The sequence below is a fragment of the Leucobacter iarius genome (genome assembly GCF_039530105.1).
Classification (GTDB): domain Bacteria; phylum Actinomycetota; class Actinomycetes; order Actinomycetales; family Microbacteriaceae; genus Leucobacter; species Leucobacter iarius.
The window spans coordinates 306,702-326,071 of the sequence record NZ_BAAAOB010000003.1; the positions used below are offsets into that span (position 1 = coordinate 306,702).

Below are 19,370 nucleotides of genomic sequence, written 5' to 3' on the forward strand. Positions count from 1 at the left end.
GGGATGAGCGATGCGCCGATCCTCGTGAGTTCCTGCCTGGCGGGCATTCCCTGCCGCTACGACGCCCGTGCGCGCCCCGACGACGCGGTGATCGAGGCGGTCCGCGAGGGTCGTGCGATCCCCGCGTGCGCCGAGCAGCTGGGGGATCTGCCCACGCCCCGTCCCGCCGCGGAGATCGTCGGCGGTGACGGGGAGGACGTGCTGCGCGGTACGGCCCGCGTGATGAGCATCGACGGCGAGGATCTGACGGCGCCGTTCGTCGCGGGCGCCGAGGCGGTCGCGGAGATCGTCGAGCGCCACGGAATCGAGCGGGCGCTGCTGCAGGGGCGCAGTCCGTCGTGCGGCTGCGGGACCATCTATGACGGCACCCACTCGGGGGCGCTCGTGGACGGGGACGGCGTGCTGACCGCGGTGCTCAAGCGCCGGGGGCTCTCGATCGAGCCGGTTCGCGGTCGCCGCCAGGCATAGCCCTCCCGATCGGTGGTGCGGAGGAGCGCCGGGATCGGGGACGGGGCGAGGCTCGCACCTCGCCCCGGAGATCAGATCACCTCGGGACGCGGGGCGACCCAGGAACCGTCGAGCACGGACGGACGCGGACGGTACAGCCGAAGCACGTAGTTCCAGCCGGGCATGATCGGCAGCGCGTTCGCGACCCCGTCCAGCTGGACGCCGAAGCGGATCGTGACCCCGCCGTCCGAGTCAGGTGCCGCCGTGAGGTTGTTGATGCTGTTCACGCCGAGCGCGTTCTCCTCGAAGTAGCCGGCCGCGTTGTACAGCGACACCGACCAGAACGCGTCCACCGGGATGTCCGTGAGCCGGAGCCGGTACTCGTCGACCGGAAGGTTCTCGTCCACGCTGATGTAGGTCGCCTCGTACTCCGGGAGTCCGCCCCAACCGGACGCGGTGCCGAGCAGGTGCAGGATCGGGTCGACCTCGTCCCGGGTCCCGAAGGCGCTGTCGTACTTGCTCACGCCGCGGGCGAGCTCGAGGATCGCGCCGCGGGTCCCGGTATGGGAGGCCTCGTCGTAGTCGGGCATCGGGTAGGTTCCCGAGCCTCCGCCGGTGAGACGGAGCGCTTCCTGCAACCCGTTCACCTCGGCCACATCGTCGGCATCCGTCGGATCGACGAGGATGCGCACGATCACGCCAGCGTAGTCCGTGCCGACGAGCTCACGGGTGAGGACGTGATCTCCCGGCTCGCTGAGGATCGCCTGGCCGTAGTGATCCTGGCTGATCACGAACGCCGAGATGTAGCGGTCCCCGGTGTCGGGGAGCGTGAGCGTGACCTCCTCGCGGACGTCGAGGACGGTCATGCTGTACAGCGTGTCGCGGTTCTGCCGGATCACGGGCTGGTCGTCGAGCGGAGTCACCTCGAGGGTGTGGTTCCACTGGCCGACGCCGTGCGGCAGGGCGAGGCGGGAGAACATGAGGTCGGTCTCTGCCCGGTTGAAGTTCTGGACGTTGACGGCGATGGGAGTCATTTCGGATCCTTCTTCGGAGAGTCGAGGGGCGATCGCGGCGGGCGGATCCCGGTGGCGGGGCGCGTCATGCGAGTGCCTTCGCCTTGAGCCGGTCGAACTCGTCCCGGGTGATGGCCCCGGATTCGAGGAGCGCGGACGCGGCCGCGATCTCTTCGCTCGGGCTCGTACCCGCGACCTCGCGGATGATGGACTGCGCTGCCGTCTCGGCATCGCGGGCGGCACGATCGCTGCGCTCGGCCATTCCCTCGCCGCGGGCGATGATGTACACCAGCGCGGTGAGGAAGGGCAGGAAGATCAGGAAGACGATCCAGACCGCCTTCCACCAGCCGCTCAACTTGCGATCCCGGAACAGGTCGCCGACGATCGCGAACAGTGCGAAGAGATAGCCGATGAAGACGACCGCCCAGAGCATCCAGCCCAGGATCGTCCAGAAATCTACCCAGAAGTTCATATCGTGTTTCCGTTTCTCGGAGTCGGTTCGGGCCCGCACTGCGCGGGTCCTGCGGGAGGGGTCAGAGGGAGCCGAGGCCCTTGCCGAGCATGAGCACGGCGATGACGAGCAGCAGCACCGAGGTGATCACGGCGTTCTCACGCGCGAGCCACTCGTGGAAGGCCTCGAGCGGCCGGCGCAGGCGGCCGGCCGCGACAAGGTAGGCCACCACGGGCACGAGCACCGTGGAGACGGCGCACAGGACGAACACGCCGGTGGCGATGACCGAGGAGGCCGCAGGGAGCCCGGCTCCGCTGATGACCAGGCCGGCGCTCGCCGCCATGAGGAGGTTCTTCGGGCGAGGCACGGAGAGCAGCAGCCCGAGGCCGAACGCACGACCGAAGGTGAGGGAGTCGAGCGCCGACATCCATTTCGGGAGGACTGGATCCTCGCCGGGCGCAGGTCGGCTCCGCCACTGCTTCACCGCGAGCAGGAGCAGCAGGGCGGCGATGACGAACTGCACGATCGCTCGGACGAGGTCGGGTCCGTCGGAGCTCGCTCGGGGAGGCAGCGCTCCGGCGATGAGGACGAAGGCGGCTGCCGCCGCGGCGATTCCGAGGCTCCACCCGATCAGGAAGCCGGGCCCGGTGCTGCGGGCGTTCGGCGAGAGCAGCATGAGGATGACCGCCACGATGGTGAGCGGGCTGATCGCGATGGCGAGGGTCAGGGGGAGGAGCTCCCCGATGACCTGGCCGAGCATCATCCGCTCCGTTCCGCGCGGAGCCGGCGTCGGCGCTGATCGGAATGGAGGCGGAGGCGGCAGCCGCAACGGAGGGGCTCGTGGCTCGGACTCCGGCGGCCCGGCCCGGGAAGCAATCGATTCATCGTGGTCAGCATTTCTCGCCGGAGACCCCGAGAACCGGCGTCTCATCCTCCGAGGATGAGACGGTCGGCGGATCTCATCAGCCGCGGGCCGGTCGCGGCTATCGTGGGGGAATGATCGACCGCGGGGGCATGATCGACGCCATTCGTCGGGAGGCGGCCTCAGCCGCACCCGAGCACGCGCGCATGCTGCTGCGTCGGAACTGGCTGAGGCTGATCATCGAATCCCATACGGGCGAACTCGAACGGCTCTGCATGAGCGATCCCGATCCGCACGACCCGCAACTGCTGCTCATTCGCGCGTGCTGCCGCGATCTCTCCGGCGACTCCTACGGTGCCGAGTACCTTCGCGGCCAGGGGCTGCGCGTCGCCGAAGACGACTTCGTCGCCTGCTTCACCGATCTCCTGCTCGCGCCGGATACCGCCGCGAAGGCGGCGGCCGCCGATCGTGCCCATCTCGCGCTCACGCAGTGCGGGCCGGACGACGACTACTCCTCGGCGCTGTTCCTCCTCGGCTGGACCGAGGTCAGGCTCCGCAGAGACTTCCCGCGGGCGATCGCGCTGCTGCGTTCCGCGGTCGCCGAGGCCCAGCTGCGGGACCGGCCGGAGACCCACCGGCTCGCGCTGTCGAACCTCGCCTTCGCGCTCACCCAGGCCGGGCTCTTCGGCGAGGCCGAACGCCTGCTCGAATCGCTTCCGGAGGCATCGGGGCCGTCCGACTGGGACCGCTTCGAAGGCGGGCTTCCCGCGGCCAATCTCGGTTGCATCGCCTACTGGCGAGGCGACTTCGAACGGGCGGCCACCCTGCTCGAGTCCGCGATCGTCGAGGAGAGCCCGGGCAACAACTTCGAGGCGCTCGCTCGCCTGTACTACGTGATGAGTCTCGTCGCGCTCCGGCGGGAGGAGCGGTACTACGCCGCTGCGTCCCTGCTCCAGGGCATCAGCAGGGCCGACAAGCACGGCATCCCCTGGGACACGCTGCGCCGGGTGGTGTCCGCCTGGTTGGCCCACGCGCAGGGGCAGGACGCACGCGCGCTGGCGCTCTCCGCCCCGGCGCTCACCCGCACCGGTGCGGCGGTGGCGCACGCGCTCCTCAGCGAGCTCTACCGTGCGATCGGCGAACCCGTTCTGTCCGGCCAGGCCTTCCGCCTCGCGGCTGCGGCGGGCCTGCCCCGATACGCGCGCGTCAGCACGCTCGTCACCTCGGCCGCGCTGCACTCGGCGGCGGGGCGCGGCGACCTCGCGCACGAGCAGCTCGACCACGCACTGGAGAACGCGGCCGTGGAACGCGTCCTCGCGCCGTTCCTGTCCGACGATCCCGTCATTTCGGACCTGCTGACCGCGCACGCGCACTGGGGCTCGAACCACCAGGAGTTCCTGCACGAGATCCTCGAGAAGCGCGGCCTCCACGGAACCGCGGTCGGCGGGATACTCACCGACCGCGAGAAGGAAGTCCTCGCATGCCTGCGCACCACGATGACCGCCGACGAGATCGCGGCGCGCCTCGGGGTCGCGTACCCGACCGTGAAATCGCACATCCGGGCGATCTACCGCAAGCTCGGAGTGACCTCGCGCCGCGCGGCCGTCCACGCCGTCGATCCGGGGTAGGAGATGGGCTCCGGGGTCGGAACCGGGGAAAGCGCCGGTGCGCGAGGGGGGACTTGAACCCCCACGTCCGAGGACACTGGAACCTAAATCCAGCGCGTCTGCCAATTCCGCCACTCGCGCGCGTGCCGCGCGGGACGGCACCGCCCCAGCCTAGCGCGGCCCGAGAGGATCGGGGCGCCCGCGCGGCGCGAGCGGGGGTCCGCCGGGAGTAGGCTGGATGCCACTTGCAGCCGCGCATTTCGGCGCGCGCCGACGAGGGAGACGAAGGAGCCCGAGTGACCCGCACCATCAAGCTGGCAGTGATTCCCGGCGACGGCATCGGCCCGGAGGTGATCGAGCAGGCGAACCGCGTGCTCGACGCCGTGCTCGACGGCGGCGACGTCGTGCTCGAGCGCACCGAGTTCAAGCTGGGCGCCGAGCGCTTCCTCGAGACGGGCGATACGCTCCCCGAGGCCGAGCAGGCGGCCATCGCCGAGCACGAGGCGATCCTGTTCGGTGCCGTGGGCGGCGTCCCCGGCGACCCGCGTCTGAAGACCGCGAACATCGAGCGCGGGCTGCTGCTGAAGCTGCGCTTCGATTTCGATCACTACGCCAACGTGCGCCCCTGCGCGCTCGTGCCGGGCGTGGTCTCGACGCTCGCGAACCCGGGCGAGGTCGACTTCGTCGTGGTGCGCGAGGGCACCGAGGGCCCCTACGCGGGCAACGGCGGACGCCTGCGTCCCGGCACGCCCGCCGAGGTCGCGACCGAGGTCTCCGTCAACACCGCCTACGGCATCGAGCGCGTCGTCCGCTACGCGTTCCAGGTGGCCGAGAGCCGCCCGCGCAAGACCCTCACCTGGGTGCACAAGACCAACGTGCTCGTGCACGCCGGCGCGACCTGGCAGCGCATCGTCGAGGCCGTCGCCGCCGAGCACCCGGGAATCGCGGTCGACTACATGCACGTCGACGCCGCGACGATCCACATGGTGCAGAACCCGTCGCGCTTCGACGTGATCGTGACTGATAACCTGTTCGGTGACATCCTCACGGACCTGGCCGGCGCCATCGGCGGCGGCATCGGGCTCGCAGCCAGCGGCAACATCAATCCCGACGGCACGTTCCCGAGCATGTTCGAGCCCGTTCACGGATCTGCTCCCGACATCGCGGGGAAGCAGCTGGCGGACCCGACCGCGGCGATCCTCTCCGCAGCCCTCATGCTCGACCACCTCGGTCTCGCCGCAGACGGCGATCGCATCCGCGCGGCGGTGCGATCCGATCTGGCAGGCGCCACCGATCGCGGCGACGCACCGCGCTCGACCACCGCCGTCGGCGACGCGGTGATCGCGCAGCTCCCGGCCCGCGCATAGCGCCGCCGGACACGACTCAGCACCCGTTCCAGGAGAAAGCACGCACATGACCGCTCTCGCATTCACCCGCACCGAAGCCGATCGACTGCCCACCGCCGAGCGCGAGGCGATCCTCGCCGACCCCGGCTTCGGCAACCACTTCACCGATCACATGGTCTCGATCTCGTGGAGCGTCGACGCGGGCTGGCACGATGCCGAGGTGCTGCCGTACGGCCCGCTGCAGGTGGATCCGGCCTCGTCGGTGCTGCACTACGGGCAGGAGATCTTCGAGGGGCTCAAGGCGTACCGCCGCCCCGACGGGTCGATCGTCACGTTCCGCGCCGACGCCAACGCGCGTCGCCTGAACACGAGCGCCGATCGCCTCGCCCTGCCCGAGCTCCCCGAGGAGCTGTTCGTCGCGGCGGTGAACGAGCTGCTGCACGTCGACGCCGACTGGGTGCCCTCGGGCGAGGATCAGAGCCTCTACCTGCGGCCGTTCATGATCGCGGACGAGAGCTTCCTCGGCGTGCGCGCCGCGCAGAAGGCGCGCTTCCTCATCATCGCGAGCCCCGCGGGCGCCTACTTCACGGGCGGCGTGAAGCCCGTGTCGATCTGGCTGTCGAAGGACCTGGCCCGCGCCGGCCGCGGCGGTACGGGAGCGGCGAAGTGCGGCGGCAACTACGCATCCTCGCTGCTGCCGACCCGTATCGCGGCCGCGAACGGCTGCGCCCAGGTGCTCTTCACCGATTCGGCGACGGAGGACACGATCGACGAGCTCGGCGGCATGAACCTGTTCATCGTGCGCGCCGACGGCACCCTGATCACCCCGCGCACCAACGGCAACATCCTCGACGGCATCACGCGTTCGAGCCTGATCCGTCTCGCCGAGGCGCGCGGGCACAGGGTCGAGGAGCGCGACGTGACCGTGCGCGAGTGGCGCGAGGGCGTCGCCGATGGCAGCATCACCGAGGCCTTCGCCTGCGGCACCGCAGCGGTGATCACCCCGATCCAGGCGCTCATCGGCGAGGAGGGCACCCTGCTCGACTTCGGCGCGGGCGCTCCGGGCGAGCTCACCATGTCGCTGCGCGAGGAGCTCACCGGGATCCAGTTCGGCACGGTCGCGGATCCCTTCGGCTGGGTGACCGAAGTGGTTCCCGCGAACGCCGGGGCGGCCGCCTGATGCGGGTCGCGCGCTTCCGCACCGACGACGCCATCACCTTCGGCGTCTTCGACGAGGCCGAGCACGGCGGCGGCGAGGAACTGGTCGAGCTCGTCGCCGATCCCATGGTCGCCGGCTACGAGACCACGGGCCGCCGCTTCCGCCTCGACGAGGTGAAGCTGCTCGCCCCCGTGATCCCGCGCTCGAAGATCGTCTGCGTCGGCAAGAACTACCAGGATCACGTGGCCGAGATGGCCGGCGTCACCGGCATCGGCGATTCGGCTCCCGAGGAGCCCCTGCTCTTCCTGAAGCCGAACACCTCGGTGATCGGCCCCGACGACGCGATCGTGCGCCCCGCGATCTCGGACCGCGTCGAGCACGAGGGCGAGCTCGCCATCGTGATCGGCGCCATCGCGAAGGACGTCCCCGAGTCCGAGGCGCTCAAGTACGCCTACGGCTTCACCTGCGCGAACGACGTGACCGCGCGCGACCTGCAGATCAGCGACGGGCAGTGGGCGCGGGCCAAGGGCATCGACACGTTCTGCCCGCTCGGACCGGTCATCGAGACCGACCTCGACCTCGCCGACGTACGGGTCGAGACCCGGGTCAACGGCGAAGTGCGGCAGAGCGCCTCGACCAGGGACCTGATCCACTCGATCCCGAAGATCATCGCGCACGCCTCGCAGGCGTTCACCCTGCTGCCGGGCGACGTGATCCTCACCGGGACGCCCGCGGGTGTCGGGCGGCTCGAGCCGGGCGACACCGTCGAGGTCGAGGTGCAGGGCATCGGGGTGCTGCGCAACACCGTGCGCTGATCCGTCGATCCGGGCTCGGTGGCGCGTCTGCGAACACCGGGCCCGGAGGATGCGACAATAGACGGCGATGGATCCCAACAAGCTGAACCACGACGCCGACGCGCCCCGCCTGATCAAGACGCGGCCCCGTGCCGACGGCGATGCGGCGCGCCCGCAGACGCGCCCGCGCACCGAGGGCTGGAAGCAGCTGACCGGGCCCGACGGCCGCCCGACGCTGCAGTTCGCCTCGCCGCGCGTGAAGCAGCCCGACACGCACTTGGCCGACATGACCCTCGCCGAGCGCGAGGCCAAGATAGTCGAGATGGGGCTGCCGAAGTTCCGGGCGAAGCAGGTCTCGAAGCACTACTTCGAGCACCGCACCACCGACCCCGAGCAGATGACCGACCTGCCGAAGGATCGCCGCGAGGAGATCGCGGCGGTGTTCTTCCCGCCGCTGCTCACCGAGGTGAAGCGCCTCGTCACCGACGACGGCGACACCATCAAGTTCCTCTGGCGCCTGTTCGACGGCGCGCTCGTCGAGTCGGTGCTCATGCGCTACCCGGGCCGCATCACGCTCTGCGTGTCGAGCCAGTGCGGCTGCGGCATGAACTGCCCGTTCTGCGCCACGGGCCAGGCGGGCCTGACCCGCAACATGTCGACCGCAGAGATCCTCGACCAGATCGTGCAGGCGAACCGCGTGATCGCCGAGGGCGGCCTCGGCCGCAAGCGCGAGGCCGGCAACGGGGCGGAGCCCGAGCGGGTCAACAACATCGTCTTCATGGGCATGGGCGAACCCCTGGCCAACTACAAGCGCGTCATGAACGCGGTGCGCCGCATGGTCGCGCCGTCGCCCGAGGGGCTCGGCATGAGCGCGCGCGGTATCACGGTCTCAACGGTGGGCCTCGCGCCCGCCATCAAGAAGCTCGCCGACGAGGACATCCCGGTGACCTTCGCGCTGTCGCTGCACGCGCCCGACGACCAGCTGCGAGACGAGCTGATCCCCGTCAACAGCCGGTGGAAGGTCGACGAGGTGCTCGACGCCGCGCGCGGTTACTACGAGAAGACCGGGCGACGCGTCTCGATCGAGTACGCGCTCATCAAGGACATGAACGACCACGCCTGGCGCGCCGAGCTGCTGGCGCAGAAGCTCAACGAGCGCGGCCGCGGCTGGGTGCACGTCAACCCGATCCCGCTGAACCCGACCCCGGGCTCGGTGTGGACCTCCTCCACCCGCGAGGTCACCCGTGAGTTCGTCGACCGGCTGAACGCGGCCGGGATCCCGACGACCCTGCGCGATACCCGCGGCAAGGAGATCGACGGGGCCTGCGGCCAGCTGGTCGCCACCGAGCAGGACAAGGCGGACGCCGCGGCGTTCGCCGACGCCGCGAGCTGAAGTCCACCCGGAGGCGCCGACCGCGTAGCTCGGTCAGCGCCCGAGCGCGCTCGCGAGCAGCTCGACGTCGGCCTCGGTGTTCCAGAGGTGGAACGCGACGCGCGCGTTGCCGGCGCGACCCGATGCGACGATCCCGGCCGCGGTGAGCGCGGCGAGATCGGATCCGTCGGGGTCCGCCCAGGTCACGATCGCGGACTCGCACTCGGGCAGGCCGAGCACGCTGCGGGCGCGATCGGCGAGTCCGACGGCGTGCGCCTGCGCGAGGCCGGGCTCCAGTTCGGCGAAGAAGCGCAGTGCCGCCTCGGCGCCGGCGATCGCCTGCCAGGCGGGGGAGAGGTCGAAGCGCCCGGCTCCCGCCGCGAGCGGGGTGTGCCCGGCGTAGCAGGAGGCCCAGACGTCGTCGGCGGAGCACCAACCGGCGGCGATCGGGGTCAGCGCGTCGTCGAGTCCGGCCCGCACGGTGAGGAAGCTGACGCCTCGCGGCGCGCAGAGCCACTTGTACGCGTGGCAGACGGTGAAGTCGAAGGGGGCGGCGCCGACCGGGAGCCAGCCGAGGGACTGCGTCAGGTCGACGAGCGTACGCGCACCGACCGCTTCGGCGGCCGCGACGATGGCGGCGTGGTCGGCGATCGCGCCCGTGGCGGACTGCACGAGCGAGAACGCGACGAGCGCGGTCTCGGGGCCGATCGCGTCGGCGAGCCCGTCGAGCGGCGCGTACCGCACCCGCACGCCGCGGGCGGCGAGCTGCTCGAAGGGGTGCGTGAGCGACGAGAAGTCGCCCGACACGCACAGCACCTCGGCCCCGTCGGGTACGGAGGTCGCCACGACCGAGACCAGCTGGGACACCTGGCCGGCGACCGCCACCCGGTCGGCGTCGACGCCTGCGATCCGGCCGAAGTGCTCGCGGCAGCGCTCGACGAGGCCGCCGATCGCGCGGGCATCGAGGCGCCCCGCGGACCACGCGTCGATGGTGTCGTGCACGGCCCGGGCGGTCTCGAGCGTCGGCAGTCCGCCGGTGCAGGCGGAGAGGTATCCGCGCACTTCGGGGAACGCGTCGGTCGGGATCCGGGGGGTCGTTGCGGTCATGCCGCCAGGCTAGGAGCCACCGCTTCATAAGAAAAGAGAATGCTTCTTATCTTTTTGTTTCCACTGGCTTATACTCGTGGGCATGATCACCCAGCGCACCGGCGACCCGCTCGGCTCCATCGACTCGACCGAACTCCGAATCCTGCACGCCCTCGCCACGACGGGCTCGCTCACGGCCGCGGCGGCGAGCCTCGGGCTCAGCCAGCCCGCGGTGAGCCAGCGCATCAAGCGGGTCGAGACCCGCCTCGCGGTCCCGCTCATCGAGCGCCAGGGGCGCGGGATCCGGCTGACCCCCGCGGGGCAGATCCTCGCGGATCACGGGCGCACCGTGGTGGCCGAGATCGACGCGGCGCTCGCGGCGATCGACGACCTGCGCGGTGAGCGCGGCGGAACGCTGCGGCTCGTCGGTTTCCCCTCGGCATCGGCGACCATCGTGCCCGCCGTCATGCGCCGGCTCGCGACCGAGGCCCCCGACGTCTCGCTGCAGTACCGCGAGGCCGAGCCGCCCGCCGCGGTCGCCATGCTGCGCGACGGCGAGGTCGACTGCGCGCTCATCTTCGACTACGCGGGCGCCGCCGAGCGCCCCGCGGGCAGCGTCTTCACGCCGTTCTGGAGCGAGGAGGTGAAGCTGGTCGTCTCGCAGGAGCGCGCGGGCGATCAGCACGAGGCGCACCTCGGCGAGTACGCGGCCGAGCACTGGATCGCCGGGTGCGAGAAGTGCCGCGGACACCTGCTCGCCGCGGCGGCGGAGCACGGCTTCGAGCCCGACATCATCCAGGAGACCGACAACGTCCCGGCCATGCTCGCGATGGCGGCGGCCGGCGGTGCGGTCGCGATGGTGCCCGACCTGGCACTCGCGGCGGCGCGCACCCTGCCCGAGGACGCCTGCGCGCTGCCGATCGTGCCGCCGCGTACCCGCACCATCGGGCTCGTGTCGATGGACACCGCGAACGAGAGCCCCCAGGTGCGGCTCGCGAAGCGCATGCTCGGCGCGGTCGACGGATCCTGCTGGGGGCTGGAGTCCGTCGCGTGAGCGGCGGGACGCAGCAGACCTCGAGCGCGGCACCGGACGCGAGCGCGACCCTCGATCCGGGCGCGGTCGCCCGCATCCAGCGGCGCACCCTCTGGGTGCTGGCCGCCGGTACCGTGCTCGGCGGACTCGGCGTCGGCGCGGCGCTGTCCGTCGGCGCGCTGCTGCTCGCGCAGGTGAGCGGCAACGACGCCATCTCGGGACTCGCGTCCGCGGTGTTCAACGCGGGTGCCGCGGCAGCGGGGATCCCGCTCGCCCGCATCGCGATGCGCCACGGGCGTCGGCGCGCGCTGGTCACCGGCAGCATCGTCGCCATGATCGGTGCGCTGGTCGCCATCTTCGGCGCGGTGATATCGGTCTGGTGGGTGCTCGCCATCGGCCTCGCGGCGCTCGGCGTCGCCAGCGCGGTGCAGCTGCTCTCGCGATTCGCCGCGGCCGACCTCGCGCGTCCCGAGAACCGGGCCCGCGATCTGTCGCTCGTCGTGTGGTCCATCACCGTCGGCGCGGTCGTCGGACCGAACCTCATCGGTCCGGGCGCCGTGGTCGGATCCGCGCTCGGCGTCGCGCCGCTCGCCGGAGTGTTCGTCTTCGCGTTCGTCGCGCAGGTGCTCGCGGCGATCGTCAACGCGGTCGGACTGCGCCCCGATCCGCTGCTCACCGCCCGCGCGCTGCCGCAGGCCGATCCGACCGGGCCGATCGGCGTCGACGGCGGGTCCGCCCGCGGCGACCGCGTCGCCCAGATCCTCACCATCGTGGTGATCGCCATCGCGCAGGCGGTCATGGTCGCGCTCATGGCGATGACGCCGCTGCACCTCATGCATCACGAGGGCACCCCCGAGATCGTCGGGATCACGCTGAGCCTGCACATCGCCGGCATGTACGCGCTGTCGCCCGTGTTCGGCCTGCTGGCGAGCCGCATCGGACGCATCCCGGTCGTGGCGACGGGGCTCGTGATCCTGCTCGGCTCCGCAGCGCTCGCCTACTTCGCGGGTGCTTCCCACGTGCTCGTGCAGATCGCGCTCGTGCTGCTCGGCCTCGGCTGGAGCGCCGTCACCGTCGCGGGCGCCGCGCTGCTCACCGAGCTCACCCCGCGGGCCGATCGGCCGCGCTGGCAGGGCCGATCCGACACCTTCATGAGCGCGTCGGGCGCCGTCGCCGGTGCGCTCTCGGGGCTCGTCTTCGCGGTCGGCGACTTCCCGTTCCTCGCGGTGGTCTCGGCGCTCATGCTGGCGATCGGCGCCATCGCGGCGGTCCCGCTGGCGCTGCGATCGCGGGGCGCGGCCGGCTCCGATCGAGCCCCGCAGACCGGCGCTACCCGATAGACTGGGCGGCGATGTCTGAGACCCGTGAACCCCTGTTTTCCACTGCGACCGGCGCCGACGTCCGCGTCCGCTTCTGCCCGTCGCCCACCGGCACTCCGCACGTGGGCATGGTCCGCACTGCGCTGTTCAACTGGGCGTACGCCCGCCACACCGGCGGTACCTTCGTCTTCCGCATCGAGGACACCGACGCCGCTCGCGACAGCGAGGAGAGCTACGGCCAGATCATCGATTCCCTGCGCTGGCTCGGGCTCGACTGGGACGAGGGCATCGACGCGGGCGGAGCCGACGGTCCCTACCGCCAGTCGCAGCGCGGCGAGATCTACCAGGGCGTCATCGCGCAGCTGGTCGAGGCCGGGCACCTCTACGAGAGTTTCTCGACCGCAGAAGAGATCGACGCGCGCAACGAGGCCGCCGGCCGCCCCAAGCAGCTCGGCTACGACAACTTCGATCGCGATCTGAGCGACGAGCAGCGCGCGGCCTTCCGCGCCGAGGGCCGTCAGCCCGCGCTCCGCTTCCGCGTCCCCGAGGTCGATCTCTCGTTCACCGACCTGGTGCGCGGCGACATCACCTTCCCGGCGGGTTCCACCATCGACTTCGTCGTGGTGCGGCCCAACGGCGCCCCGCTCTACACGCTCGTCAACCCGGTCGACGACGCGCTCATGGGCATCACCCACGTGCTGCGCGGCGAAGACCTCCTTTCGTCGACGCCCCGCCAGATCGCGCTCTACCACGCGCTCGTCGAGATCGGTGTCGCGAAGGCGATCCCGCGCTTCGGCCACCTGCCCTACGTCATGGGCGAGGGCAACAAGAAGCTGTCGAAGCGCGATCCCGAGTCGAACCTGCTGCACCACCGCGACCGGGGCTTCATCCCCGAGGGACTGCTCAACTACCTGTCGCTGCTCGGCTGGTCGCTGGCGCCCGACCGCGACGTCTTCTCGCGTGACGAGATGGTGGCGGCGTTCGACGTCGAGAACGTGAACCCGAACCCGGCCCGCTTCGACCAGAAGAAGGCCGACTCGATCAACGCCGACCACATCCGCCTGCTCTCCGAGGACGACTTCGGCCAGCGGATCCTGCCCTACCTCATCGCGGGCGGGGCGCTGCCGGTCGAGCCGAGCGAGGCGCAGCTCGAGATCGTGCGCGCGGCGGTGCCGCTCGTGCAGAGCCGTGTCACGGTGCTCTCCGAGGTCGCCGGCCTCATGGGCTTCCTCTTCACCACCAGCGATGCGCTGGTGTACGAGGACGACGCGCTCAAGTCGCTCAAGGACGATGCGCCGCAGGTGCTCTCCGCGGGCCTCGCCGCCCTCGAGGCGATCCCCGAGGCCGAGTGGACGACCGAGCGGATCCAGACCGCGCTGCAGACGGCCCTCGTGGACGAGCTCGGGCTGAAGCCGCGCATCGCGTTCGGCGCGCTCCGCGTCGCCGCGTCGGGTCGCCGCATCTCGCCGCCGCTCTTCGAGTCGTTCGAGCTGCTCGGCCGCGACGAGTCGCTGGCGCGCCTGCGCCGTCTCGCCGACCGCCTCGCATCGGGGGAGTGACCCAGTCATGACCGCGTCGGATCGCACCGAGGGCGAGGCGCCGATCGGCGTCGCCATCATCGGCGGCGGTCCGGCCGGTCTGTCGGCGGGCCTGCAGCTCGTGCGCGCGAACCGCAGGATCGCGATCCTCGACAGCAATCGCCCGCGGCACTCGGCGACTCTCGAGTCGCACGGCTTCCTCACGCGCGACGGCGCGCCGCCGCTCGAGCTGCGGCGCCTCGGCCGCGAGGAGTTCGAGCGGTATCCGACGGCGCGCTTCGCGCAGGTCATGACCCGCGAGGTGCAGCCGCTCACCCCGGAGGAGGCCCGCGCGACCGGGTTCCCCGACGGGATCGGTTTCCGCGTGCGCGGTACCGGGGTGCGGGGCGCGTCCGACGTCGAGTTCCTCTCGCGACGGGTGCTGATCGCGGCCGGTCTCACCGAGGAGCTGCCGGCGCTGCCGCTGATCCGCGCCTACTACGGCACGGCGCTGCACAGCTGCGTCGAGTGCGACGGGTTCGAGAAGACCGACAAGCCGCTCGCCCTCATCGGCGAGACCAGCGACGTCTTCGCGCGGGCCCTGCTCATCAGCCGCTTCAGCTCCGATCTGATCGTGTTCACCAACGGCGCCGATACCGTGCGTCCCGATCAGGAGGCGCAGCTCTCCGCCGTCGGGATCCGGGTCGAGCGCCGCGCGATCGACGACATCGTGGGCGAGAAAGCCGAGATGACAGGGGTCCGACTCACCGACGGGACCGTGATCCCGCGGGTGGGCGGGTTCGTCCGTCCCCGGTGGCACGCTCCCGTCGAGTTCCTCGGCGAGCAGGCGATCGAGCGCGACGACTGGGGGCTGATCCGGGTCGATGAGCGCGGCGAGACCTCGATCCGCGGGGTGTACGCCGCGGGCGACATCGTGCCGCCGGGGCCCCAGCAGCTCATCATCGCCGCCGGGAACGGCGCGCAGGTGGCTGCGAAACTGAACATGGACCTCATTCGAGGCGCACTGGGCGTAGGGAAGATCGATGACTGAGACGGAGCAGCGGGTGGAGCAGCGGGCACCGGGATCCGAGGATCCCTCGCGGTACCTGACGCCGGGCGCACGCGGTGCCGCGGTGGGCGCGCGCTACGCGACCATCTCGGCGATCTTCGCGGGCATCCTGCTCATCTCGAACGTGGTCGCGGTGAAACCCATCGCCTTCGGTGCGATCCCGATCGGCGACTTCGCCCTGCCCCTGGTCTTCGACGGCGGCGTGTTCCTGTTCCCGCTCGCTTACGTGCTCGGCGACGTGCTCGCCGAGGTCTACGGGCTCAAGGCCACCCGCCGCACCATCTTCACGGCGTTCGCCCTCGCGGCGCTCGCCTCGCTGACGATCCTCGCGACGCAGGTGTCGCCGCCCGCCTCCGGTTGGGAGAACCAGGCGGCGTTCGAGGCGGTGCTCGGCTTCGTCCCGCGCATCGTGCTCGCGAGCCTCACCGGCTTCCTCGCCGGGCAGCTGCTCAACGCCTGGGTCATGGACCTCATGCACCGGCGGTCGAAGGGGCGCTTCCTGCGCTCGCGCCTCATCGTCTCGACCCTCGTCGGCGAGTTCGCCGACACCCTGCTCTTCTGCACGATCGCCTTCGCCGGCATCATCACCGGGCTCGACTTCGTGATGTACGTGGTGCTCGGCTATCTGGTCAAGTGCCTCGCCGAGGTCGTGCTGCTGCCCGTCACCACCCGGGTCATCCGCTGGGTGCGCCGCGCGGAGGATCGCGCGGCGGCACGTCCGGCGGAGTAGCCGCCGCTCAGCTCCAGGCCGCGGCGGCGGTGCGGGCGAACTCCGGCCCGTAGAGGCGGCCGAGGGTCTCGTCCCGCAGCTCGGCGAAGTCGCCGTCGATGATGCTCTGCCGGATCCGCTCCACCATGCGCACGATGTAGCGCTCGTTGTGGATCGTGGCGAGCGTCGAGGCCAGCATCTCCTTCGCCTTGAAGAGGTGGTGGAGGTATGCGGCCGTGTAGTTCTCGCACGTGTAGCAGTCGCACTCGGGATCCAGCGGCTCGAAGCGGCGGCGCTGCGCCGCGGCCTTCGCGTTGATCCGGCCCGAGCTCGAGTACATGGTGCCGCCGCGCGCCTGCCGGGAGGGGGCGACGCAGTCGAAGGTGTCTGCGCCGGCCGCGACCCCGGCGAAGAGATCGTCGGGTTCCGAGATGCCGAGCAGGTGGCGGGGCTTGTCCTCGGGCAGCTCGTCGGAGACCCAGCTGACGATGGTGCCGAGCTGCGACTTCTCGAGCGCCCCGCCGATCCCGTAGCCGTCGAAGCGCTGCCCGGTCGCCTCCGCGCCGGTCAGACGGGCCAGCCCGCCGGCGGCCTGGCGGCGCAGATCCTCGTACTGCGCGCCCTGCACCACGCCGAAGAGCGCCTGATAGGGCCGGTGGGTGCGATCGGCGGTCTGCCGCGCGTGCTCGTCGAGGCAGCGCACCGCCCAGCGCTCGGTGCGGGCGACCGAGTCCTCCTGGTAGGGGCGCGTGTTCAGCAGCGTCGTGCACTCGTCGAAGGCGAAGATGATGTCGGCGCCGAGCTGGTGCTGGATCCGCATGCTCACCTCGGGGGTGAACCGGTGGGTGTCGCCGTTGATGAACGATTTGAAGGTGACGCCGTCCTCGTCGACGTGCGCGAGCCGATCCTTGGTCTCGGCGATGACCTCGGCGCTGGCGTGATCGGCCTCGGCCATCGAGATGACCTTGCGGAAGCCGACGCCGAGCGACATCACCTGGAACCCGCCGGAGTCGGTGAAGGTCGGTCCGTCCCAGTTCATGAACCTGCCGAGCCCGCCGGCCTCGTCGACGAGGTCGCTGCCCGGCTGGAGGAACAGGTGGTAGGCGTTGGCGAGCACGGCCTGCCCGCCGAGCTCGCTCACGGTCGCCGGCAGGAGCGCCTTGACGGTGGCCTTGGTGCCGACCGGGATGAACGCCGGGGTCTGGATCTCGCCGTGCGGGGTGCTGATGGTGCCGGCGCGGCCGAGCGGCCGGCCGTCGGACCCCGAGGCTCCTCCGGTCTCGAGCCGATGATCGACGGTGAAGCCGAAGTCGGCGGGGGAGGGCGGGGGCGTCTGCGCAGGGCGTTCGTTCACCCGACCATCTAAGCACCAGCCCGTCGCGCGGGGCCTCGGCGTCTCCCGTGAGCCGGATCGACCCCGCGCGTTCACCTCCACGTCACCGCGGGGTCATGCCCGCTCGCCATGATCGGAGGAGCCGCAGCGCGCTGTGCTGCGCGAAGACCCGGAAGGAAGACCGTGCCCCGTACTCTCCCGCAACGATCGCGGACGCTGATGGCCGCGCTGCTGCTCGGAACGCTCGGACTGGGGACGGTCGCGACGCTGACCGCTCCCGCGCAGCCGGCGCAGGCCGCCGACTACACGGGGGCGCAGGCCGGCGACCTGGTCGACGTGCGCATCGGCGACGTGCGGCCGACGCAGCCGGCGCTCGGCTACGACGAGGTCTTCTACAAGCTCGGTCGCTACACGATGGGCAAGGACGCCATCAACAAGAAGTTCGGCGACTGGTGCGAGGCGAACGGCCAGGGCGATGTCGCCAGCGCGAAGCCGGGTGCGCGACTCGACGATCCGACGAGCTTCACCTGCACGGTCGCGCTGGGCGCCGAGACCGCCGACACGATCGCCCCGATGAAGACCGTGGTGGTGGGCCCGGGCGGCACGCTCTACCTCACCGACGGTCACCACACCCTCACCTCCTTCGCCGAGACGCCGGACGGTGGGCTCGACCTGCACGTGCGCCTCCGGGTGCTGGGTAACCTGAGCTCGCTGAACGAGCAGCAGTTCTGGGCGAAGATGATCGAGAACAAGTGGACGTGGCTGCGCGGTCCCGAGGGCGATGCGGTGACTCCCGAACAGCTTCCGAAGAACGTCGGGCTCGCGAACTTCCGCAACGACAACTACCGCAGCGTGCTCTACTTCGGGCGGGACATCGGGTACACCTCCGGTTCGCTGCCGTTCCAGGAGTTCTACTGGGGCTCCTGGGTGCGCGACGCGAAGCCCGTCGACCTCTCCGGGTGGGATCGGGGCGACCTCACCAGCTACCTGGCGACGGTGCGCGCGCTGACCACGGCCCAGACCGGACTCGCCGACGGCGCGGTCGTCGACAGCGGCTTCACCGCGGCGCAGCTGGGCAAGCTGGGGCAGTGGAACGACGGCAAGGCCGAGGGCAAGGGTGAGTGGAGCAAGCTGGCGAAGCCCTACTCCGATGCCAAGCCGGGCAAGATTGCGTACGCGCTCGAGTACCGCGCGGCGAACCTGCCGGTGACGCCCGCCGCGCCGACCGTGACCGCTGCGGCGGGCGAGGCGACCGTGAGCTGGAGCGTTCCGGCCTCCGGCGATCGCCCGGTGACCGGGTACACCGTCCGGCTGGATCCGGTGCAGCCCGCCGTCGTGGACTCGGTCGCCGCGCCGGCAGCCTCCGCGTCGATCGTGGCCGAGGTGGCGGCACCCGCGACCAGCCACCGCTTCACCGATGTGCCCGCGGGGGAGTACACCGCCACCGTCATCGCGCACAACCTCGTGGGGGACTCCCCGCTCTCGCCTGCGTCGGAGGCGGTCTCGGTGCCGGCGAAGCCGGACACCGGGGCGAGCGCCGACGCCGATTCCGGATCCTCCGCAGGCGCCGACGCGAGCGGGACCGCGGATGGGACCTCCTCGGGTTCCGCGAACGCGGGCGGCTCGAACGCGGGCGGCTCGGCCGATGGATCGAACGCGTCCGCGTCGACTCAGTCGTCCGGCTCGGCGAACGGTTCGCACAGCGGCGCCGATGCGCAGGCGGCGAACGGCTCGAGCGCCGGAGCGGTGAAGCCCGGTGGTTCGCTTCCCGTCACGGGTGCGGCGGACGGCACCGGGTTGGCGGTCGCGGGGGCGCTCGGGATCGCGATCGTCGGCGGTCTGGTGCTGCTGATCTCGGTGCGAACCCGTCGGGAGGCGTGACCCGCAGCCGCTCGATGCGCGCGCCGAGGGCCCTGGAATCCGCGAGATTCCGGGGCCCTCGGCGTTCCGGGCGCGGGAGGCCCGGGTCTGGAGCGGCGATGTGACACGCCCGGGATCCTGCTCCATGTTGCGGGGCCCCCGGCATCCGCGTAATGTAATCCCTTGTCAGCGCGACGGAGCCGGACGCAGAAGCGGTCCGGTTCTTTTCATGCGCAGCGAGCATGGGAAACCATGCGAAGCAAGACAGGTTGTCTTTCGGAAAGCTTTGGCGAGTACGGGGGGCGTCTGGTCCTTGAGAACTCAATAGTGTGCACTTGATTGTCAAATGCCAATTTATTATCCCGTCCATCTGCACCTTTGGGTGTGGGTGAA

General features: G+C 71.0%; 17 protein-coding genes and 1 tRNA gene. 12 read left to right on the forward strand and 6 right to left on the reverse strand.

Features of this window, described 5'->3' with window-relative positions; genetic code table 11:
• The first annotated feature begins 3 nt into the window (after window positions 1-3).
• The gene (locus ABD169_RS13045) at window positions 4-468 is read left to right on the forward strand and encodes a 2-thiouracil desulfurase family protein (protein WP_344032862.1); all 465 of its coding nucleotides are present in this window, start codon (window positions 4-6) and stop codon (window positions 466-468) included.
• 71 nt (window positions 469-539) lie between these two features.
• On the opposite strand, the gene ABD169_RS13050 is transcribed toward ABD169_RS13045, so the two are convergent.
• From ABD169_RS13050 to ABD169_RS13060, 3 genes are all read right to left on the reverse strand, one after another.
• Window positions 540-1,481 (reverse strand): DUF1214 domain-containing protein, encoded by a 942-nt coding sequence (locus ABD169_RS13050; RefSeq protein WP_344032864.1) that lies wholly within the window; start codon window positions 1,479-1,481, stop codon window positions 540-542.
• A 64-nt stretch (window positions 1,482-1,545) separates the two neighbouring features.
• Window positions 1,546-1,932, reverse strand: coding sequence for an SHOCT domain-containing protein (locus ABD169_RS13055; protein ID WP_344032866.1), 387 nt, complete (start codon window positions 1,930-1,932; stop codon window positions 1,546-1,548).
• A gap of 61 nt (window positions 1,933-1,993) precedes the next feature.
• Window positions 1,994-2,671 (reverse strand): GAP family protein, encoded by a 678-nt coding sequence (locus ABD169_RS13060; RefSeq protein WP_344032868.1) that lies wholly within the window; start codon window positions 2,669-2,671, stop codon window positions 1,994-1,996.
• 236 nt (window positions 2,672-2,907) lie between these two features.
• On the opposite strand from ABD169_RS13060, the gene ABD169_RS13065 reads away from it, so the two are divergent.
• On the forward strand, window positions 2,908-4,401 hold the full coding sequence (locus tag ABD169_RS13065; protein ID WP_344032870.1) for a helix-turn-helix transcriptional regulator: 1,494 nt from the start codon (window positions 2,908-2,910) through the stop codon (window positions 4,399-4,401).
• Between the two features lie 38 nt (window positions 4,402-4,439).
• Here the strand turns inward: ABD169_RS13065 and ABD169_RS13070 are convergent.
• Window positions 4,440-4,521: transfer RNA gene (locus ABD169_RS13070), tRNA-Leu, on the reverse strand.
• Window positions 4,522-4,676: 155 nt separating this feature from the next.
• Between ABD169_RS13070 and ABD169_RS13075 the strand changes: the two genes are divergently transcribed.
• The 4 genes from ABD169_RS13075 to rlmN all read left to right on the forward strand — a co-directional run bounded on the left by ABD169_RS13075 (window position 4,677) and on the right by rlmN (window position 9,072).
• Window positions 4,677-5,747 carry a 3-isopropylmalate dehydrogenase gene (locus ABD169_RS13075; RefSeq protein ID WP_344032872.1) on the forward strand — a complete coding sequence of 357 codons (1,071 nt, stop codon included), beginning with the start codon at window positions 4,677-4,679 and terminating at the stop codon, window positions 5,745-5,747.
• Window positions 5,748-5,793: 46 nt separating this feature from the next.
• The gene (locus ABD169_RS13080; protein WP_046454553.1) at window positions 5,794-6,906 is read left to right on the forward strand and encodes a branched-chain amino acid aminotransferase; all 1,113 of its coding nucleotides are present in this window, start codon (window positions 5,794-5,796) and stop codon (window positions 6,904-6,906) included.
• Window positions 6,906-7,700, forward strand: a complete 795-nt coding sequence (locus ABD169_RS13085) for a fumarylacetoacetate hydrolase family protein (RefSeq protein WP_344032874.1) — start codon at window positions 6,906-6,908, stop codon at window positions 7,698-7,700. The genes ABD169_RS13080 and ABD169_RS13085 overlap by 1 nt, the downstream gene beginning before the upstream one ends.
• Before the next feature lie 67 nt (window positions 7,701-7,767).
• Window positions 7,768-9,072, forward strand: a complete 1,305-nt coding sequence (gene rlmN / locus ABD169_RS13090; RefSeq protein WP_344032876.1) for a dual-specificity RNA methyltransferase RlmN — start codon at window positions 7,768-7,770, stop codon at window positions 9,070-9,072.
• Between the two features lie 33 nt (window positions 9,073-9,105).
• Here rlmN and ABD169_RS13095 read toward each other — a convergent pair whose 3' ends face one another.
• The gene (locus ABD169_RS13095; RefSeq protein WP_344032878.1) at window positions 9,106-10,158 is read right to left on the reverse strand and encodes an aminotransferase class V-fold PLP-dependent enzyme; all 1,053 of its coding nucleotides are present in this window, start codon (window positions 10,156-10,158) and stop codon (window positions 9,106-9,108) included.
• 82 nt (window positions 10,159-10,240) lie between these two features.
• On the opposite strand from ABD169_RS13095, the gene ABD169_RS13100 reads away from it, so the two are divergent.
• The 5 genes from ABD169_RS13100 to ABD169_RS13120 are packed head-to-tail and all read left to right on the forward strand — an operon-like array spanning window position 10,241 to window position 15,805.
• Window positions 10,241-11,191, forward strand: coding sequence for a LysR family transcriptional regulator (locus ABD169_RS13100; protein ID WP_344032880.1), 951 nt, complete (start codon window positions 10,241-10,243; stop codon window positions 11,189-11,191).
• Window positions 11,188-12,510, forward strand: coding sequence for an MFS transporter (locus ABD169_RS13105; RefSeq protein WP_344032882.1), 1,323 nt, complete (start codon window positions 11,188-11,190; stop codon window positions 12,508-12,510). Before ABD169_RS13100 ends, ABD169_RS13105 begins: the two co-directional genes overlap by 4 nt.
• 11 nt (window positions 12,511-12,521) lie before the next feature.
• Entirely contained in the window at window positions 12,522-14,048 is a 1,527-nt protein-coding gene (gltX, locus tag ABD169_RS13110; RefSeq protein ID WP_344032884.1) for a glutamate--tRNA ligase, read from the forward strand.
• Window positions 14,049-14,055: 7 nt separating this feature from the next.
• Window positions 14,056-15,057 carry an NAD(P)/FAD-dependent oxidoreductase gene (locus tag ABD169_RS13115; protein ID WP_344032886.1) on the forward strand — a complete coding sequence of 334 codons (1,002 nt, stop codon included), beginning with the start codon at window positions 14,056-14,058 and terminating at the stop codon, window positions 15,055-15,057.
• Window positions 15,050-15,805, forward strand: coding sequence for a queuosine precursor transporter (locus ABD169_RS13120; protein ID WP_344032888.1), 756 nt, complete (start codon window positions 15,050-15,052; stop codon window positions 15,803-15,805). Before ABD169_RS13115 ends, ABD169_RS13120 begins: the two co-directional genes overlap by 8 nt.
• A gap of 7 nt (window positions 15,806-15,812) precedes the next feature.
• Here the strand turns inward: ABD169_RS13120 and tgt are convergent, their stop codons facing one another.
• The gene (tgt, locus tag ABD169_RS13125) at window positions 15,813-17,138 is read right to left on the reverse strand and encodes a tRNA guanosine(34) transglycosylase Tgt (RefSeq protein ID WP_344032890.1); all 1,326 of its coding nucleotides are present in this window, start codon (window positions 17,136-17,138) and stop codon (window positions 15,813-15,815) included.
• Window positions 17,139-17,300: 162 nt separating this feature from the next.
• On the opposite strand from tgt, the gene ABD169_RS13130 reads away from it, so the two are divergent.
• Window positions 17,301-18,998, forward strand: coding sequence for a ParB-like protein (locus ABD169_RS13130; protein ID WP_344032892.1), 1,698 nt, complete (start codon window positions 17,301-17,303; stop codon window positions 18,996-18,998).
• Window positions 18,999-19,370: the final 372 nt, after the last annotated feature.

Bases quoted from the DNA above. Each gene is read 5' to 3' on its own strand.
- ABD169_RS13115 (WP_344032886.1), top strand. From the start codon at position 14,056: ATGACCGCGTCGGATCGCACCGAGGGCGAGGCGCCGATCGGCGTCGCC.
- ABD169_RS13080 (WP_046454553.1), top strand. From the start codon at position 5,794: ATGACCGCTCTCGCATTCACCCGCACCGAAGCCGATCGACTGCCCACC.
- rlmN (WP_344032876.1), top strand. From the start codon at position 7,768: ATGGATCCCAACAAGCTGAACCACGACGCCGACGCGCCCCGCCTGATC.
- ABD169_RS13045 (WP_344032862.1), top strand. From the start codon at position 4: ATGAGCGATGCGCCGATCCTCGTGAGTTCCTGCCTGGCGGGCATTCCC.
- ABD169_RS13065 (WP_344032870.1), top strand. From the start codon at position 2,908: ATGATCGACCGCGGGGGCATGATCGACGCCATTCGTCGGGAGGCGGCC.
- ABD169_RS13085 (WP_344032874.1), top strand. From the start codon at position 6,906: ATGCGGGTCGCGCGCTTCCGCACCGACGACGCCATCACCTTCGGCGTC.
- ABD169_RS13120 (WP_344032888.1), top strand. From the start codon at position 15,050: ATGACTGAGACGGAGCAGCGGGTGGAGCAGCGGGCACCGGGATCCGAG.
- gltX (WP_344032884.1), top strand. From the start codon at position 12,522: ATGTCTGAGACCCGTGAACCCCTGTTTTCCACTGCGACCGGCGCCGAC.
- ABD169_RS13050 (WP_344032864.1), bottom strand. From the start codon at position 1,481: ATGACTCCCATCGCCGTCAACGTCCAGAACTTCAACCGGGCAGAGACC.
- ABD169_RS13095 (WP_344032878.1), bottom strand. From the start codon at position 10,158: ATGACCGCAACGACCCCCCGGATCCCGACCGACGCGTTCCCCGAAGTG.
- ABD169_RS13060 (WP_344032868.1), bottom strand. From the start codon at position 2,671: ATGCTCGGCCAGGTCATCGGGGAGCTCCTCCCCCTGACCCTCGCCATC.
- ABD169_RS13055 (WP_344032866.1), bottom strand. From the start codon at position 1,932: ATGAACTTCTGGGTAGATTTCTGGACGATCCTGGGCTGGATGCTCTGG.
- ABD169_RS13100 (WP_344032880.1), top strand. From the start codon at position 10,241: ATGATCACCCAGCGCACCGGCGACCCGCTCGGCTCCATCGACTCGACC.